Source organism: Candidatus Goldiibacteriota bacterium HGW-Goldbacteria-1 (assembly GCA_002839855.1).
In the GTDB taxonomy this organism is placed as follows: domain Bacteria; phylum Oederibacteriota; class PGYV01; order PGYV01; family PGYV01; genus PGYV01.
The window spans coordinates 55,752-72,397 of the sequence record PGYV01000004.1 but is presented as its reverse complement, the minus strand read 5'-3'; the positions used below and the strand labels follow the sequence as shown (position 1 = coordinate 72,397).

The window sequence follows — 16,646 nt, the reverse complement described above, 5'->3', positions numbered from 1 at the left end:
TACAAAGGTGAAAAATGGCGAAGACATGGCAGGGCAGGTTCAAAAAACAGATAGATCCGGAAGCGGACAAATTTAACGCGTCGGTGTCATTTGATAAAAGGCTTTTTAAGCATGACGTGGCCGCGGGCATAGCGCACGCGGGCGCACTTTCACGCGCGGGCATAATTACCGGCGCGGAGGAAAAAAAGATAACGTCAGGGCTGAAAAAAGTGCTTGCCATGGAGAGCCGCATAGATTTTTCCAAATATGAAGACGTGCATTCCGCGGTGGAAATGGAATTAACCGCGCTTATCGGGGACGCCGGCAAAAAACTTCACACCGGACGCAGCAGGAATGACCTTGTAGCCACGGACACCCGCCTGTATGTGATAGAAGACAGCGCGCTTATAGAAAAAGAATTAAAGTTGTTATTGAAAGCGCTGCTAAAGCTGGCAAAGAAGAATACAAATAGTTTTATAAAAGGCTATACGCACATGCAGCAGGCGCAGTATGTTTCTGCCGCGCACTGGGCAATGGCGTATTTTGAAATGTTCAAACGCGACCTTACACTCCTTAATACTTTCAGGGAGAGGGTGTCGGTAATGCCGCTTGGTTCCGGCGCGATAGCGGGCAGCAATTTCGCGATAGACCGCGCGTACGCCGCAAAAGCGCTTGGGTTTAAGAATATTTCCGCCAACAGCATGGATGGTGTTTCTGACAGGGACTTTGCCGCGGATTTCTGCTACTTCTGCTCATTGTCATCTGTTCATCTTTCACGCATGGCAGAAGAGATTATAATGTACGCGACAACAGAATTTAACTTAATTGACATAGATGATTCGTTTGCCACAGGCAGCAGCCTTATGCCGCAGAAAAAGAACCCCGACATAGCCGAACTTTTAAGGGGTAAGTCAGCCGGTTTTATGGGAAATCTATTATCCATGCTGGCAATGATGAAAGGGCTTCCGCTTACATACAATAAGGATATGCAGGAAGATAAAGTGACGCTTTTCAGGTCACTGGATGAAATAAAGTCATGCCTGCACATAGCTGCAAGGCTTATTGATAACATAGCGTTTAAAAAAGATAATAACGAAAATACTTTTATGTATTCCGTAGACGTGGCAGATTACCTTGTGGAACAGGGTGTGCCTTTTCGGGACGCGCACGAAATCACGGGAAAACTTGTCGGTTACTGTGTGGAAAAAGAAAAACAGTTCACGCAGCTTTCAAAGGCGGAACTGGCGGAAATATCGCCAAAACTTAACGCGGAAATGATAGCGTCATTAAGCCCGGAAAAATCCGTAAACATGAAGAAAACGGCAGGGTCGCCTTCTGTTAAAAGTGTTACAAAACAGATTGCAGACGCGGAAAGGTTCCTTAAATAAATGAAGGCGTCACAGCACGCAATTGTGGCAGTGCCTACAAGCATCAGCCTGTGGGTGTTAACAGGTTATAATGTGTGGTATTTATTAATGTCACTTTTTCTTGGGTTTCTGATAGACGTGGACCATGTCTGGGACTATGTCAGGGAAGAAAGAAAATTTGACTTTAAGCACATGTTTATTAAATCATACACCGGGGATTTTAAAAAACTTCATATTGTTTTTCATTGTCTGGAATACGTCCCTATTGCCTGGATAATTGGGCTTTTAATCGGTGGCGAAGCGATTACATTTGCCGCCGTGTTTACTATAGCATACCTTTCCCATATGATACCGGATCTGTTGTCAAACAACGTGCATCCTCTTGGATATTTTTTTATTTTCAGGGCAGTTAAAAAGTTTGAAATGCGTGAAATATTCCACCAGGAAGATACCTGGGCCAAAAAATAATAGAAAGATTCTATCAATTATTACGGAGGGATGATTAATGGGACTTTTGCTTATGCTTATTGCCGCGGCTTTGTTTATAACCGCCTACCATACTTATGGCAGGTGGATAGCGCGCAAATTTCAAATTGATTATACAAAAAAAACCCCGGCGCATGAACAGCGCGACGGCGTGGATTTTGAACCCGCAAAAAGGTACGTGCTTTTAGGACACCACTTTGCGTCAATTGCGGGCGTGGGGCCCATTGTGGGTCCGATAGCCGGCGCCATGTTCGGCTGGCTGCCGGTTTTTTTATGGATAATATTGGGTAATATTTTTATGGGGGCGGTTCACGATTTTGCGTCGCTTGTCGTGTCGGTAAGAAACGGCGGCAAGTCCATCGGCGGGCTTATGGAAGAGTATCTTGGCAAAGCCGGCAAAAGGGTTTTTCTTGTCTTTACATGGCTTGCGCTTGTTCTTATAATTGCGGTTTTTACCATTGTTGTGGCCAACACCTTTACGGCTTATCCGCAGGTGGCAACAGCTTCGGGCGCTTTTATGTTAATTGCCGTGCTGTTTGGGTATGCGGTGTATGTTAAAAAGGCGCCGCTGTTTATTTCCACTGTAATAGGGGTTTTGTTTTTACTGGCGGGAATAGCGTTTGGAGGGGTGTTCCCGGCAAAACTTACTTATACTGTATGGGTCTTAATATTATTCGCGTACATCTTTATAGCCTCTGTCACGCCTGTCTGGATACTTCTGCAGCCAAGGGATTATCTGAATTCTTTCCTTCTTTACATGATAATAATTGCCGGGTTTGCCGGTGTAATAGCATACAGGCCGGAAATATCACTTCCTGCGTTTACCGGATTCAACGTAAAAAATGTGGGGTATATGTTTCCGATACTTTTTGTAACTGTTGCATGCGGGGCTATTTCCGGGTTTCATTCAATTGTTGCGTCAGGTACGGTATCCAAACAGCTTGATTCAAAAAAAGACATGCAGTTTGTAGGATACGGCGGAATGCTGCTTGAAGGCATGCTTGCGGTAATTGCGCTTATCACCGCGGCTATGCTGACACAGCAGAACTATATGCTGTCTTTGTCGGTGGGCAAGCCTGAAGAGATATTTATAAAAGGAATAGCCGCTTTTACCGTGAAAATGGGCCTGCCGTTTGAAGCAGGGGTTTCTTTCTGCGCCCTTGTGATAAGCGCGTTCGCGCTTACCACACTTGATACGGCGGCAAGGCTTGGCAGGTACACTTTTCAGGAACTTTTTGAAGTTAAAAATACCAATAACCCTGTACTTGGAAATATGTATTTAGCGACCGCAATAACAGTGGGGGTTGCCGCTCTGTTCGCTTTTAATAAAAGCGGTACTATGGCAATATGGCCCGTGTTCGGTTCCGCCAACCAGCTTCTGGCATGCCTTGCGCTTCTGGCCGTGACCGCGTACTTTGCAAAGAGAAAAGAAAACAACCTGTTTGTAAAGATACCCGCGGTATTTATGTTTCTTGTCACAATATCAGCGATTGCTTTTCTTATGGCAAAGAATTTTACGGCAAAAAACTACCCGCTTGCAATACTGTCATTTCTGCTGCTTGGTACAGCGCTTTATGTGGTAAAGCTGGCAAAAGATAAAAAGGTGATATAAATGGCAAAAAATAATGAATTTGAAAAACTGACCGGTATAATGCGCGCTCTGCGCGCCCCTAATGGGTGCCCGTGGGATAAAAAGCAGACGCATAAATCGCTGCTTCCATATGTGATAGAAGAAGCGTATGAAGTCATTGATTCCGTAAATAAAAAAAATGACAATGAACTTAAAGAAGAACTTGGTGATTTATTGTTACAGGTGGTGTTTCACGCGCAGATTGCAAAAGACAGAAACAAATTTGATATTGATGACGTAATAAAAGGAATTAATCATAAATTAATATCAAGGCATCCGCACGTATTTGGCGATAAAAAGGGTATTAATACCGGCAAACAGGTTAAGGATTTCTGGGAAGCACAAAAAAAGAAAACAAAGAAACGTAAATCAGTGCTGGAAGGCGTGCCAAAAGGGATGCCGGCGCTTTTGCGCAGCAGAAGGCTTATAAGCAAGGCAGTGACAACCGGGTTTAAATGGAAAGACGCGGCAAGCGTATTCAAAAAAGTGGAAGAAGAAGCCCGGGAAGTTAAAAAAGAGATAGTATCAAAAAATAAAAAATTGCTGACAGAAGAACTTGGTGACCTTATGTTTGTAACCGCGGCGCTTGCGTATTACAGCGGGATAAACCCGGAAGAAGCGCTTCACAGGGCGAATGACAAATTCATAAAAAGGTTTGGTAAAATAGAAGGCAGGCTTCATAAAAAAATAAGCGAAAAAGAGATGCTTAAACTGTGGAACACAACAAAAAAAGGAAAAAATAATGGTAAATAACAAAAACAGGAAACACGTCAAATGGCTTTATGATGAACTTCCAAGGCTGGAAGCTGATAAAGTTGTATCCGGGGCTGTGTCCGAAAAAATAAGAAATTATTACGGCAGCCTTGTGGATAAAAACGCGTTAAATCCCGTACTTGCCATATTTTATGTGATGGGTTCGGTATTAATTGGGCTGGGCATAATACTTTTAATCGGGTACAACTGGGACAAGATACCAAGGCTGTTTAAGATTGCGGTTTCATTATTACCCCTTGCCATTGGCATGGGCGCAGGTTATCTTACGTACAAAAAGGGAATGGGAAAATCATGGAAAGAAGGGGTGGCTGTTTTCTGGTTTTTATCTATTGGCGCCACAATATCGCTGATTTCACAGACGTATAACATTCACGGTGAAATAGCGGACTTCTTTCTTATATGGCTTGTGCTGGGTTTTCCCATAATCTATGTATTAAAAAGCCCAATGGTATATTTTCTATATATGGCGGGCGCAATTGCCTGGGCTTCCGCGGTTCAGATTCACGATGGATTTGCCACCGCGTTCTGGCTGTTTATAGCGGCAGCAATGCCTTTTTACATAAAGCTATTTATTGAAGACAGGTATTCGCCGGTTGTAATAAGGACATCTTTTATAACCGCGGCTGCGTTTACCGCGGCTGTCGGGCTTACGCTTGAAAAATGCGTGCCGGGGCTGTGGATGATAATTTATTCATCGCTTTTCTGCTTTATTTACATGTTAAGCGCGCGTTTATATGATGACGATGAACCCGCGGTTAAAAAACCATATAACTGGTTTTCTGCAATTGGCATAGCAATCCTGATGCTGCTTTTGTCATACGACTGGGCGTGGAATTCAATCGGCTGGAATCATTACAGGAACGCGTCCAGGTTTTTCGCGCAGGCCGCTATTTTTGATTACCTTCTTACTATTCTGCTGCCGGCATGCGCGTTATATATGATGATAGATGTAATTAAGTCTAAAAAGAAAATGATACTTGATTACGGCGCGTCGTTTATAATTGTTATTGCGTGTTATATTTTTGTGGCATTAACGGAAAAAGTGCTGGGGGATGTATCTGTCGCGGCAGTGCTTTTCTTTATAAACATATACATTGTTTACTTAAGCGCCGTGACAATAAAATTCGGAATTGAAAACAGGCATATGATGACCGTGAATTCCGGGATGTTTCTGTTTGGCATTCTTGTGGTTCTCAGGTTTCTTGATATGGACTTAAGCCTGCTTGCAAGGGGCATTGCGTTTATAATAATGGGAATTGTATTTCTTGCCGCAAATTACTTTATAAGCAAAAGGATATCAGCCGATGAAAAAAAATAACCCTGTCTATATTCAGATTTTTAAAGCTGTCATAATAATCCTTCTGGCAGGGCAGGCGGCTTTTCCAATTTACACAATTATTAAAAGCGAACTTGCGCTTAATTCCGGCGCTGAATACAAGTTTCTGGTGCGCCCGGCTGATCCCTATGACCCGTTTAGAGGCAGGTATGTCACATTAAGATATGAAAACAATACGGCAAAAGCAACTGTAGTATTAAAAAATAATGAATTGGCTGACGGGGTACTTGCTATTGATAAAGACGGATTTGCGTATGTCAAATATCTGTTAAAATACAAAACAGCAGTATCTTCAGAAGCGGTTGTCACTGTAAGGCTTACCGGTGATATATTAGAAAAAGGGAACGCGCGTTTTGAATTTATTAATAATAAACTGTTTATGAATGAAAAGATTGCCCCCAAAGTGGACAGGGTAATGTGGACATACAGAGGGAAAATATACGTAAAGGCGTCCGTTAAAAATGGCGATATGATACTGAAAAGCCTTTATTTTGACGGTGTTGAAGCTTCAGAGTATGTGAAAAAAGAGGTTAAATAATACCTTATATTATTGACTTTTATTACATAATTGTGTAACTTGTTAACTTAGCATTATTATGCGGAAAGGTGGCCGAGTGGCCGATGGCAGCTGACTGCTAATCAGTTGGTCCGGGTGACTGGGCCCGGGGGTTCGAATCCCCCCCTTTCCGCCATGAAATTTACAGCAAGGAAGAGTCGGTACCTTCGGCCTTTTTTATATGATAGGATAATTAAAGGTAGAAGGCACTATGGCCTTTCCGCCATAGAAAAAGCTCTTGTAGGGACAGCGCTCCTGTGCTGTCCGAGGTTTTTAAAAGATTATACAGTTGGCCTTCGGAGGACTAGTCTAATGGTAAGGCATCTGACTTGAAATCAGACGGGTGAAAGCCCTTGGGGGTTCGAGTCCCTCGTCCTCCGCCATATAAAATAAAAAAGCCACAGGTTTAGTATCCTGTGGCTTTTTTATTTTGGGGATTGTGGCAGCCCTCCATTGACAAGTCATTTCTGCGATGTATAATTTATAAAAACAACAAAGGACATAAAATGAAATGCAGCCTGTGTGAAAAAGAGATAGACAACTATACATCGCAATTCCATCATATTGTTATTGACGAAAAACACAGTTATGACATATGCAGTGACTGTACAGATAAATTCATTAAATGGCAGGGGGAAAAGTATTCAGTCCTTTTTCCGACAAGGGCGATGAAGAAAAGGTTTAATAAAGAATAATAAGGGGATAATGAATTTAATGCAGTTAATATTAATAGTTTGACACAACACCGCTAATATATTACAATAATGGTGATATATAAAAAACAAGGAGGGAAATTATGAAGAAGACAGCGGTTTTAGCATTATCATTAGTTTTAACGGTTCTTTTTTCGGCAAGTGTTTTAGCTCATTGTGACACTATTGAAGGCCCGCTGATAAAGGAGGCGAAAGCTGCATTTGAAAAAAACGATGTAACGCCGGTTCTTAAATGGGTTAAAAAAAGCGATGAAAAAGAGATAAAGTCTATATTTGCGGAAGCTCAAAAAGCCGCTTCTGCCGGCGCGAAGGAAATTGCCGAAAAATATTTCCTTGAAAACCTTGTGCGAGTGCACAGAGTAGGTGAAGGAGCTTCATATACCGGTATAAAACCTGAAGGTACAGAAATTGATGCGGCAGTATTAATGGGGGATAAAGCGCTGGAAACAGGTTCTGTCAAAGAACTGACGGACAAGCTTGCGGTACACATAACTGCCGAAGTAAACAAAAGGTTTGAAAATGCAGTGGCGCTCCGCAAAACCGCTGATAAAAGCCCGGAACAGGGACGTAAATACATTGAAGCGTATATCAGTTACATACATCTTGTGGAAAATCTTCACGGCCTTATTAAATCTGAAAGCGAATCGGGGCATAAACATTAAATTATTGTGATTTTATAATGCCATACCCGGGGCCGGTTATCGCATAAAGAGAGCGTAACCGGCCCTCATTTATTAAAAATAACGGATTTGACAAATAATATTTTATAGTATATATTTATAATATAAAATATTATTAAGGAGATATTTATGAAAAAAGTAAAAGCGTTAAGTATAACAATACCCGGGGAGCTTACGGAAAAAGTGCATAAAATAAGCAGAGCGGAAAATAAAAGCGTCAGTTCCGTAATCAGCGAAGCTGTTATGGCTTATTGCGGCAAGAAAGACCTTGAAGAGGCACGTACTGAATTTTCTGAAAGGGCAAGAAAAATGGGCGTTGTAAGTGAAGACGACATCAACAGGGTGGTACATGAATACAGGCAGGAACACAAAAAAAATAAAAATCACCGTTGATACAAACATACTGATATCCGTGTTTGTTTATCCCGGGACCACTGTGGTCAGGATATTTGATGACATATTTGACGGTAAGATACTGCTTGGACTGTCTGACGAAATCTTAAGGGAATTTACCGGTGTATGCGTCAGAAAGTTTGACTATGACGCGGAAACCGCTGTAAAGTATTCCGACCTTATAAGGCGCCACTCTGTCATTGTATATCCTACGGAGACTGTAAATATCATAAAAGATGAACCCGATAACAGGATTCTTGAATGTGCGGATGAGTTTAAAGCGGATTATATTATCTCCGGCGACAGGCATTTATTGGATGTAAAAAAGTATAAAAATATTAAAATAATTACACCTGCTGATTTCATAAAAACTTTGTAAAATTTATAAAAAGAAAAACGGAGTGGTTAAATGAGTGATAAAAAAGCAGTAATGTCTATTAATCTGCTTGGTGTTGTGCTTGTAACAATTGTTGTGTTGGAGATATTTAAAGTTACCAGTAAATGGCTTTATGTTTTTTTAACTGTAATATCCGCTGTCTTATTTGTTTGTTTTATGGTGTATGCGAAGTTTGTAAAAAACTTTGGAACAAAAGAAAAGTTGATTCATTGCGTGATTTTAAGTATGTTGTGTTTGATTGTGCTTATTGCTGCTTCGCGAATTGCTATAAGTATGGAACGTACATCAGTAGCCATAAGTCTTTTAACCTTTATACTGATGGTTTTTAATATTATTGCACTCACCAAAATTAACTTTAATAAATAAAACGACAAAAAGTGTAGCAGAAATAAAAAAAGCCCCTGCCTTTTGGCAGGGGCTTTTGAATATTGAAGTTTATATTTACTCGTCCCAGCCGATTAAAATTCCCACTGCTATTGCCACATAACCGCCTATTATAAGAAAAGGGGCTGCTGCGCCGGCCCAGTTGCTGGCGTCCGGATTGACAAGTGATAAGACATAATATCCAAGCACAAGCACCACAAGAGCCACGCCTATCACATATAAACCGGTTTTCTTTTTGGCCTTAACGTCTTTTTTTACTTCTTTAATAACATCAGCCATTTTATCCCTCCATAACCTTATTTTGTTATCTTTTCCATTCCGCCCATGTAAGGCCTTAGGGCTTCAGGAATTATTACTTCCATGTTTTCTGTCTGGTACGTTTCAAGTATGGCAGGCAATAACCTTGAAGTGGCAAGCCCGGAGCCGTTTAATGTATGCACGTGGCGTGTTTTATTTTCTTTGTCCTTAAAGCGGATCCTGGCCCTGCGCGCCTGATAATCTGTAAAGCAGCTGCAGGAAGATGTTTCCCAGTAGCGTCCCGCGCCTTCGTGCCAGACTTCAATGTCATACGTCTTGGCGGAAGAAAAAGTCATATCTCCGGTTGATAACAGCATTACCCTGTAGTGCAGGTCAAGTTTCTGTAATATGCTTTCGGCGTCTTTTAAAAGTTTTTCAAGTTCGTCATAGGATGATTCGGGTGTGGTAAATTTTACCAGTTCCACTTTATTGAACTGGTGCATTCTTACAATGCCTTTCATATCCTTGCCGTAACTTCCGGCTTCTTTTCTGAAGCACGGAGTATAAGCTGCGTAGCAGATGGGAAGGCTTTTTTCCGCAAGTATCTCGTCCCTGTGGATATTGGTCACAGGCACTTCCGCGGTAGGGGTTAAGAAAAAATCCGGGTTGGTAAGTTTAAAAGAGTCTTCTTCAAACTTGGGAAGCTGGCCCGTGCCTGTCATGGATTCGCGGTTCACAAGAATAGGGGGTAACAACTCTGTATACCCGTTTGCGCCTGTCTGTGTATCAAGCATAAAGTTTATAAGCGCGCGTTCAAGCCTTGCGCCTGCGCCTTTATAAAATACAAACCTTGCGCCTGTTACCTTAACTGCGCGTTCCGAATCAAGTATGCCAAGGTGTTCCGCTATTTCCCAGTGTGGTTTTGGCTTAAAAGAAAAAGATTTTTTCTGCCCCCATTGTGAAGTTTCCACGTTTGCCGTTTCATCCGCGCCAAGGGGAACTGATTCATCGGGCATGTTGGGGATATATAAAAGTTTAAGTGTGAGCTCTTCGTCTAATTTTGAAAGCTCGGCGTCCATGGTTTTAATTTTATCGGAAGCGGTTTTCATCTCGGCCAGAAGTGCTGTTGCGTCTTTGCCTTCTTTTTTTAGCCTGGCAATGTCCGGGTTTTTTTTATTATTTTCCGCTTTTATGGCTTCCACAGTGCCGATAATTTCGCGGCGTTTTATGTCAATAGCCAGAACTTCGTCCACTGCTTCCGGTTTTACGCCCTTTTTTGCAAGGGAGGCTTTTACAGCTGCCGGATTATCACGTATTAATTTAATGTCAAGCATGTCACACTCCGTCTAAAATTGGTAGATTGTTAAACAGGGTATATTATAAAGGAAAGAGGGATTTTTTCAAGAAAATAGTATAGGACGGCAGCTTGGCAGCTCAGCGGCTAGGCAGCTAGGCAGCTAGGTTGAAGCAAGTAAATAAGCGCAAGCAGAGGGGAAACTCGACGGCTCGGATGCTCTGCAGCTCGGTCATTACCAAAACTGCTGAACTTCTCAGCCGCCGAGCCGCTGAGCTGCAGCCCTTTAATATATTTTTTCTTGACTTTCCCTGTGCCGGTAGTAACATTGTTATATTATGGCTGAAAATATAGAACAAATATCAGAAAAACAGACAGTTGGCGAAGAGATTGCTAACAGTATAATTCACGGGATAGGCGCTTTATTAAGCATTGCCGGGCTGGTTATAATTATCGTAATTGCCGCTAAAAAAGGGGGCGCTTTAAGAATCACCACCCTTTCTATTTACGGGGCAAGCATGGTAATAATGTTTCTTATGTCAACCATGTCACACAGCCTTGTACCTGTTAAGGCAAAAAATGTTTTTGAAATCCTTGATCATTCCGCTGTTTATACCCTGATAGCCGGCACATATACGCCCGTCTGCCTGCTTTTAACCGGCGGCGCGTGGGGATGGACGTTTTTCGGGATAGTCTGGGGGCTGGCAATACTTGGAATAATATTCAAAGTATTTTTTACCGGAAGGTATATTAAATTGTCATCTGCTATTTATGTGGTAATGGGGTGGCTTATTCTGGCTGCCATATGGCCTGTTATAAACACTGTGCCAAAAGAGTTTCTGTTGTGGCTGTTAGCCGGCGGCCTTTTATATACTTTTGGCGTAATATTTTATGTCTGGCGCAGGATTAAATATCACCACGCCATATGGCATATGTTTGTACTTGGCGCGGCTGTGTGCCATTTTTTTATGTTGTTAATGTTTGTGGCGTAAAGGATAAAAAAGTAACAGGTTACAAGTTACAGATTACAGGTAACAAGAAACAGGTAAAGCATAAAAACTATATTTTAATGTCAGGAGGAAAGATATGGCGATAATGGACATTTCTATTGTTCCCATAGGCACCAATAAAACATCGGTAAGTGAATACCTGGTAAACGCGATAAAGATTCTTCAGGAAAAAGGGGCTAAATATCACATATGCCCTATGGGGACGGTTGTTGAAGGCGAAGTAAATGACCTTTATGATTACGCGCGTACCATGCACGAAGAAGTATTCTGTGACATTGACGTGCAGAGGGTGGTGGTGACTATAAAGATAGATGACAGGCGTGACATTCACGCGGTTACAATGGAAAAGAAAGTGAAATCACTTGGCGACAAGGTAAGGTATAAAAAATAATGGCGGTGGTAATGTGAAATATCTGTTTGGGCCGGTGGCTTCAAGAAGGCTTGGTTTATCGCTTGGTGTTGACCTGCTTGGCAAAAAACACTGCAATTTAAACTGTGTTTACTGCGAACTTGGAAAAACAGAAGGTGTATCGCTTTCCAATGAACGCGGGCTGTTTGTTAAAACGCATGATGTTACAGCGGAGCTTGAAGAGTTTTTTAAAAACGGCGGAAAAGCAGATGTAGTAACATTTTCCGGCGCAGGCGAGCCCACGCTTGCCCTGAATTTAAAAGAAGTGATAGAAGATGCGAAAAAAATATCGCCCTGTAAAGTGGCTGTTTTGACAAATGGAGTGCTTTTACACATGCCGGAAGTAAGGGATGCGCTGTCCGGCGCGGACATTGTGGTTCCTTCATTTGACGCGGCCACCAAAAGCACATTTTTAAAAGTAAACCGCCCGGCTGCGGGGGTTGATTTTGATTTAATGCTGCAGGGATTAAAGGATTTTTGTGCCGGTTACAAGGGCAGCATATTTCTTGAAATTCTTCTTGTGGAAGGAATCAATGACAGCCTTTCGGAACTTTTTGAAATGCGCAGGTTTATAAACAGTCTTGAAAACATAGAAAAAATACAGTTAAACACCGTTGCCCGCGCGGGCGCGGAAGAATACGCCAGGCCCGTGGACGCGGAGGCGGCAAAACGCGCGTGTCTTATACTTGGGCCAAAGGCAGAAGCGGTTTCAGGATATTCCGGCGCAAGGATTGAAGCGCAGGAAGAAGAATTGAAAAGTATTATTTATGAAAGCGCCAGATTAAGGCCTGTGTCTGCCGAAGAGGTAAGCACAATGCTGAATATAAACCGGAATGAAGCGCAGGAACTTTTATGGGAACTTGAGTATGACGGGCTGGTGGATAAAACAGTCAGGGAAGGCAAAGAATTTTTTCTGGGGAAACATGCCTGATAAATTTTCCGGCAGAATTATATGAAAACATATCCCGAATGCCTGCCTTGCCTTTTAAGGCAGGCGATACAGGCGTCACGGCTGGCAGGCGCGGATGAAAAGAAGGTAATGCAGGCCGCGGAAAAAGCGGAAGATTTTTTAAAGACAATTAACATAGAAAATAACCCGCCGCACATAAGCCGCAATATGCACAGGATATTAAGGGCGCACCTGAATAATTCCGACCCGTACCTTGCGATAAAAGAAAAATACAATCACATAGCAATGTCCATGTTTGATTCCATGAAATTAAAAGTTACAAAATCTGCCGATCCGCTTTTAACCGCCATAAGGGCGGCAATTGCGGGCAATGTGATTGATTTTGGCGCTCAGCTTGAATTTGACCTGGAAGCCGACCTTGACGATGTAATGACAAAAGAATTCGCGGTGCTGGATTATGAAGCGTTTAAAGAGGCACTGAAAGCAAATATAGAAATATTGTATCTTGGCGACAATACAGGTGAAACTGTTTTTGACAGGATACTTATTGAAGAAATACAGAGAATTTACGGGACAAAGATAACTTATGTGGTTAAAGAAAGCCCTATTTTAAATGACGCTCTTTATCACGACGCGGTTTTCGCGGGGATTGACAAAGTGGCGGATGTGATTTCGTCCGGCGCGGATTCGCCGGGTATTGTCCTTGAATACGCGTCAGAAGATTTTAAAAGACGTTTTTATTCAGCGGGCATGATAATAAGCAAGGGGCAGGGCAACTTTGAATCTCTTTACGGCGAGCCTGTTCCCGCATTCTACCTGCTTAAACTTAAATGCGATGTTGTAGCCAAACACACCGGATTACCGCTTGGGGGGATAGTACTTATGAAGGGATGAGGGACAGAGGGACGGAAGGTCGGAGGGACAGAAGGTTTAAACCGACCATCCGTGTATTTGTGTCAGCGTCTTTTTGTGTTTTAGCCGACCATCCGACCCTCTGTGCATCCGTCCCTCGTGTTTTAGATTTTTAGCTATTGAAAAATATCATCCTATAAGTATAATGATTGCCAGGGAAAACGATAAAAATACGAGGTGGCATATGTTTCTTGGATTTACGGGACCAAACGCGTCAGGCAAGGGCGAAGCCATTAAATATCTTGTAGAACGTAAAAAGTTCATTGCATCTTCATTATCAGATATCCTCCGCGATGAAGCCAAATTAAGGGGCAAAGAGCCGGTAAGGGATAACCTTATTATTATAGGAAATGAATTAAGGAACAGCGAAGGCTCCGCGGTGCTTGCCGCAAGGACAATTAAAAAAATAAAAAATTCGCCTCAGGCGGTTATTGACAGCATAAGGAATGTACATGAAATTGAGGAGTTAAGAAAAAACCTTCCCGGCTTTAAATTAATAGGGATAAGCGCGGACGTTAAGACCCGGTTTGAAAGGTCAATTAAGCGCGCGCGCCCCGGAGACGCTTCCACACTTGAAGACTTTATTAAGAAAGAAGAAAAAGAAAATTCCGCGGATGAAAAAGCACAGCAGCTTTCCCGGTGTTATGACCTGGCGGATATAAAAATTGACAATTCCGGCACCTTTGAACAGCTTACGGGAAAACTGGATACAATTCTTAAAGAACTGGAATATAAACCGTATTCACGCCCGTCGTGGGATGAATACTTTATGAAGATGGCATACTTAACCGCAGAGCGTTCCACCTGCCTGCGCCATCACGTGGGCGCCGTCATAGTTAAAAATAATTACGTTGTCAGCACCGGTTATAACGGCGCGGCGGCAGGGGTTAAGGACTGCACGGAACTTGGATGCCTGCGCGACCAGATGGGAATTGCGTCAGGCACGCGACACGAAATCTGCCGCGCAATTCACGCGGAGCAGAACGCCATAATACAGGCCGCGCTTCACGGCGGCGGCACGCAGGGCGCCACAATTTACTGCACGCACTCTCCGTGTATTATATGCGCCAAGATGGTGGTTAATGCCAAGATAAAAAGATTTGTGACATCCAACTTATACCCGGATAAAAGTTTCCAGGAACTTTTCGCGGAAGCCAGAATTGAATTCTGCGCGGTTAAAAGGCCGGAACTTACGATATCCGTGCTTGATTAAAATGCGCAGGGTAATTCTTCTTTTTTCCATTATAGCGGCAGCCTTTACGGCTGCTTACGCGTCTAATTTTGACTTCCTTAAGGAATTTTTAGAGGAAGGCGACACCCATGTTATATACGTTAACAAACCGGAGAAAAAACTTTACCTGCTTTCCTCCGCGCTTGATGTTATGTTTGTTTATGATATAGCGTCCGGTTCAGGCGGCGGCGACAAAGTGTACCAGAAAGACATGTGTACGCCGGCGGGAGAATACAGAATAACCGAGATATATACGGTGATGGAACCGTGGCAGCTGGTGCTTGCTGAAGAACGTTTAAAAGATGCCGTACTGTGTAATGAAGATACAGGTGAAATTAAGCAAAAGGTAAAGCAGCTGCGGGATAATTTTAATCAGGGCAGAAATAACCTGACTTCTTTAAATAAAACATATTACAGGGCAAAAGACGGATATACGCGGTATGGGACAACACAGGACCTTGGTATTAATTCTTACGGCCCGGTTTTTATGAGGCTTGATTTTCCCAACGCGAAAGATTATAAAAAATACAGAAAGGCCATCCGTGAAGGGCGCGTACCCATGAATGAAGACGGAACATACGCGGAAATTGGCGGCGGTATTGCCATTCACGGAACAAATGACCCAGTATCCATAGGCCATGACGCTTCTCAGGGCTGCGTGCGGATGCGTAATTCAGATGTTATAGAGTTATCGTGGTATGTGAAGAAAGGGATGAGGGTGGTAATAAGATAATGAAAGACGGAAGGTCAGAGGGTCGGATGCACGGAGGGACAGAGGGACGGAAGTAAGGTCAGAAGGTCAGAAGGTCGGAAGGTCAGAAGGTCGGAAGGTCGGAAGGTCGGAAGGTTTGGTAGGCGCACCCTTTAGGGTGCGGCAGTTAAACATAAAACATAGGGGAAAACTCGGCGGTTTGGAAGAACGGTTGAACTGCCAATAATATCGTACGGAGGAATTGAAATGGCAAAGATTGTAAAATTATCGGCGAAGGATAAGGAACTGTCAGAAAAGATTCAAACGGTTTTTGATGAAACGGAAAAAGTGATTGTGGGACAAAAACATATGGTACGTTCCCTTATAACCGGCCTTTTATGCAGGGGGCACGTACTTCTTGAAGGCGTACCCGGGCTTGCAAAAACGCTTGCGGTAAAGACCCTTTCCGCAACTATTCAGGCGTCGTTTTCACGCATTCAGTTCACTCCGGATTTGTTACCTGCTGATTTAACCGGCACAAGAATTTATAACGCGAAGACAGGAGAATTTTCGGTTTCGCAGGGGCCGATTTTTGCCAATATCATTCTGGCTGATGAAATTAACAGGGCGCCTGCCAAAGTGCAGTCCGCGCTTTTGGAAGCTATGCAGGAAAAACAGGTGACAATAGGCGATAAGACTTTTAAACTTGAAGAACCTTTTGTGGTAATGGCCACGCAGAACCCCATAGAAACCGAAGGGACATACCCGCTGCCTGAAGCGCAGGTGGACAGGTTTCTTGTGAAAGCTGTTGTGGGTTATCCCACAAGGGAAGAAGAAAAAGAGATACTTACAAGGATGACCGCGGGTGAAGAGGTAAAAACCGGCAGGATATTAAAACCAAAGGACATCCTTGATATGAGGGCGTCCGTGGACTCCGTTTTTGTGGATGAAAGCATAAAAGATTATGTCACCGACATAGTGTTTGCTACACGTAATCCGGAAGAACACAAATTGAAACTTTCCCACCTTATAGAATACGGCTGTTCTCCCAGGGCTTCCATAAGTCTTATTCTGTGCGCGAAAGCGCTGGCTTTTATGGACGGCAGGGGCTATGTCTCGCCGGATGACATAAAAGAGTGCGCCTATGACGTATTAAGGCACAGGATAATTCTGTCTTATGAAGCGGAAGCCGAAGAAATAAAACCTGACGATGTTATAGCGCAGATAATCAACAAAATAAAAGTACCGTAATATAAA

Annotated in this window: 20 protein-coding genes and 2 tRNA genes; 20 read left to right on the top strand and 2 right to left on the bottom strand. The window is 42.9% G+C overall.

The features are described 5' to 3' along the window. The first annotated feature begins 14 nt into the window (after window positions 1-14). The 13 genes from argH to CVV21_04025 all read left to right on the top strand — a co-directional run bounded on the left by argH (window position 15) and on the right by CVV21_04025 (window position 8,677). Window positions 15-1,367: an argininosuccinate lyase gene (gene argH / locus CVV21_04085; GenBank protein ID PKL91936.1), complete on the top strand. Its 1,353-nt coding sequence runs from the start codon at window positions 15-17 to the stop codon at window positions 1,365-1,367. After that, window positions 1,368-1,814: a hypothetical protein gene (locus CVV21_04080; protein ID PKL91935.1), complete on the top strand. Its 447-nt coding sequence runs from the start codon at window positions 1,368-1,370 to the stop codon at window positions 1,812-1,814. Between the two features lie 37 nt (window positions 1,815-1,851). Beyond that, window positions 1,852-3,444, top strand: a complete 1,593-nt coding sequence (locus tag CVV21_04075; GenBank protein ID PKL91934.1) for a carbon starvation protein A — start codon at window positions 1,852-1,854, stop codon at window positions 3,442-3,444. Further along, the gene (locus CVV21_04070) at window positions 3,445-4,215 is read left to right on the top strand and encodes a nucleoside triphosphate pyrophosphohydrolase (protein PKL91933.1); all 771 of its coding nucleotides are present in this window, start codon (window positions 3,445-3,447) and stop codon (window positions 4,213-4,215) included. Beyond that, entirely contained in the window at window positions 4,205-5,554 is a 1,350-nt protein-coding gene (locus CVV21_04065; GenBank protein ID PKL91932.1) for a hypothetical protein, read from the top strand. Before CVV21_04070 ends, CVV21_04065 begins: the two co-directional genes overlap by 11 nt. Next, window positions 5,541-6,110: a hypothetical protein gene (locus CVV21_04060; protein PKL91931.1), complete on the top strand. Its 570-nt coding sequence runs from the start codon at window positions 5,541-5,543 to the stop codon at window positions 6,108-6,110. Before CVV21_04065 ends, CVV21_04060 begins: the two co-directional genes overlap by 14 nt. A gap of 62 nt (window positions 6,111-6,172) precedes the next feature. Then, a tRNA-Ser gene (locus tag CVV21_04055) sits at window positions 6,173-6,264 on the top strand. 162 nt (window positions 6,265-6,426) lie between these two features. Continuing rightward, window positions 6,427-6,511 (top strand) — tRNA-Ser (locus tag CVV21_04050). Between the two features lie 123 nt (window positions 6,512-6,634). After that, window positions 6,635-6,823 carry a hypothetical protein gene (locus CVV21_04045; protein PKL91930.1) on the top strand — a complete coding sequence of 63 codons (189 nt, stop codon included), beginning with the start codon at window positions 6,635-6,637 and terminating at the stop codon, window positions 6,821-6,823. A gap of 101 nt (window positions 6,824-6,924) precedes the next feature. Beyond that, a complete protein-coding gene (locus tag CVV21_04040) occupies window positions 6,925-7,503 on the top strand; it encodes a hypothetical protein (GenBank protein PKL91929.1) in 579 nt (192 codons plus the stop codon). A gap of 147 nt (window positions 7,504-7,650) precedes the next feature. Next, a complete protein-coding gene (locus tag CVV21_04035) occupies window positions 7,651-7,914 on the top strand; it encodes a hypothetical protein (GenBank protein PKL91928.1) in 264 nt (87 codons plus the stop codon). Further along, window positions 7,871-8,293 (top strand): putative toxin-antitoxin system toxin component, PIN family, encoded by a 423-nt coding sequence (locus tag CVV21_04030; protein ID PKL91927.1) that lies wholly within the window; start codon window positions 7,871-7,873, stop codon window positions 8,291-8,293. The genes CVV21_04035 and CVV21_04030 overlap by 44 nt, the downstream gene beginning before the upstream one ends. A 30-nt stretch (window positions 8,294-8,323) precedes the next feature. Then, window positions 8,324-8,677 carry a hypothetical protein gene (locus CVV21_04025; GenBank protein ID PKL91926.1) on the top strand — a complete coding sequence of 118 codons (354 nt, stop codon included), beginning with the start codon at window positions 8,324-8,326 and terminating at the stop codon, window positions 8,675-8,677. 75 nt (window positions 8,678-8,752) lie between these two features. On the opposite strand, the gene CVV21_04020 is transcribed toward CVV21_04025, so the two are convergent. Continuing rightward, entirely contained in the window at window positions 8,753-8,974 is a 222-nt protein-coding gene (locus CVV21_04020; protein PKL91925.1) for a hypothetical protein, read from the bottom strand. A gap of 17 nt (window positions 8,975-8,991) precedes the next feature. Beyond that, a complete protein-coding gene (locus CVV21_04015) occupies window positions 8,992-10,266 on the bottom strand; it encodes a serine--tRNA ligase (protein ID PKL91924.1) in 1,275 nt (424 codons plus the stop codon). 298 nt (window positions 10,267-10,564) lie between these two features. On the opposite strand from CVV21_04015, the gene CVV21_04010 reads away from it, so the two are divergent. The 7 genes from CVV21_04010 to CVV21_03980 all read left to right on the top strand — a co-directional run bounded on the left by CVV21_04010 (window position 10,565) and on the right by CVV21_03980 (window position 16,640). Continuing rightward, window positions 10,565-11,218: a hemolysin D gene (locus tag CVV21_04010; protein ID PKL91923.1), complete on the top strand. Its 654-nt coding sequence runs from the start codon at window positions 10,565-10,567 to the stop codon at window positions 11,216-11,218. A gap of 94 nt (window positions 11,219-11,312) precedes the next feature. Continuing rightward, window positions 11,313-11,627, top strand: coding sequence for a hypothetical protein (locus CVV21_04005; GenBank protein ID PKL91922.1), 315 nt, complete (start codon window positions 11,313-11,315; stop codon window positions 11,625-11,627). After that, window positions 11,617-12,576: a radical SAM protein gene (locus tag CVV21_04000; protein PKL91921.1), complete on the top strand. Its 960-nt coding sequence runs from the start codon at window positions 11,617-11,619 to the stop codon at window positions 12,574-12,576. The genes CVV21_04005 and CVV21_04000 overlap by 11 nt, the downstream gene beginning before the upstream one ends. Before the next feature lie 21 nt (window positions 12,577-12,597). Beyond that, the gene (locus CVV21_03995; GenBank protein ID PKL91920.1) at window positions 12,598-13,449 is read left to right on the top strand and encodes a hypothetical protein; all 852 of its coding nucleotides are present in this window, start codon (window positions 12,598-12,600) and stop codon (window positions 13,447-13,449) included. 163 nt (window positions 13,450-13,612) lie between these two features. Then, on the top strand, window positions 13,613-14,680 hold the full coding sequence (locus CVV21_03990) for a hypothetical protein (protein PKL91919.1): 1,068 nt from the start codon (window positions 13,613-13,615) through the stop codon (window positions 14,678-14,680). A 1-nt stretch (window position 14,681) separates the two neighbouring features. Further along, window positions 14,682-15,431 (top strand): hypothetical protein, encoded by a 750-nt coding sequence (locus tag CVV21_03985; GenBank protein ID PKL91918.1) that lies wholly within the window; start codon window positions 14,682-14,684, stop codon window positions 15,429-15,431. Window positions 15,432-15,656: 225 nt separating this feature from the next. Further along, a complete protein-coding gene (locus CVV21_03980) occupies window positions 15,657-16,640 on the top strand; it encodes an ATPase (protein PKL91917.1) in 984 nt (327 codons plus the stop codon). Window positions 16,641-16,646: the final 6 nt, after the last annotated feature.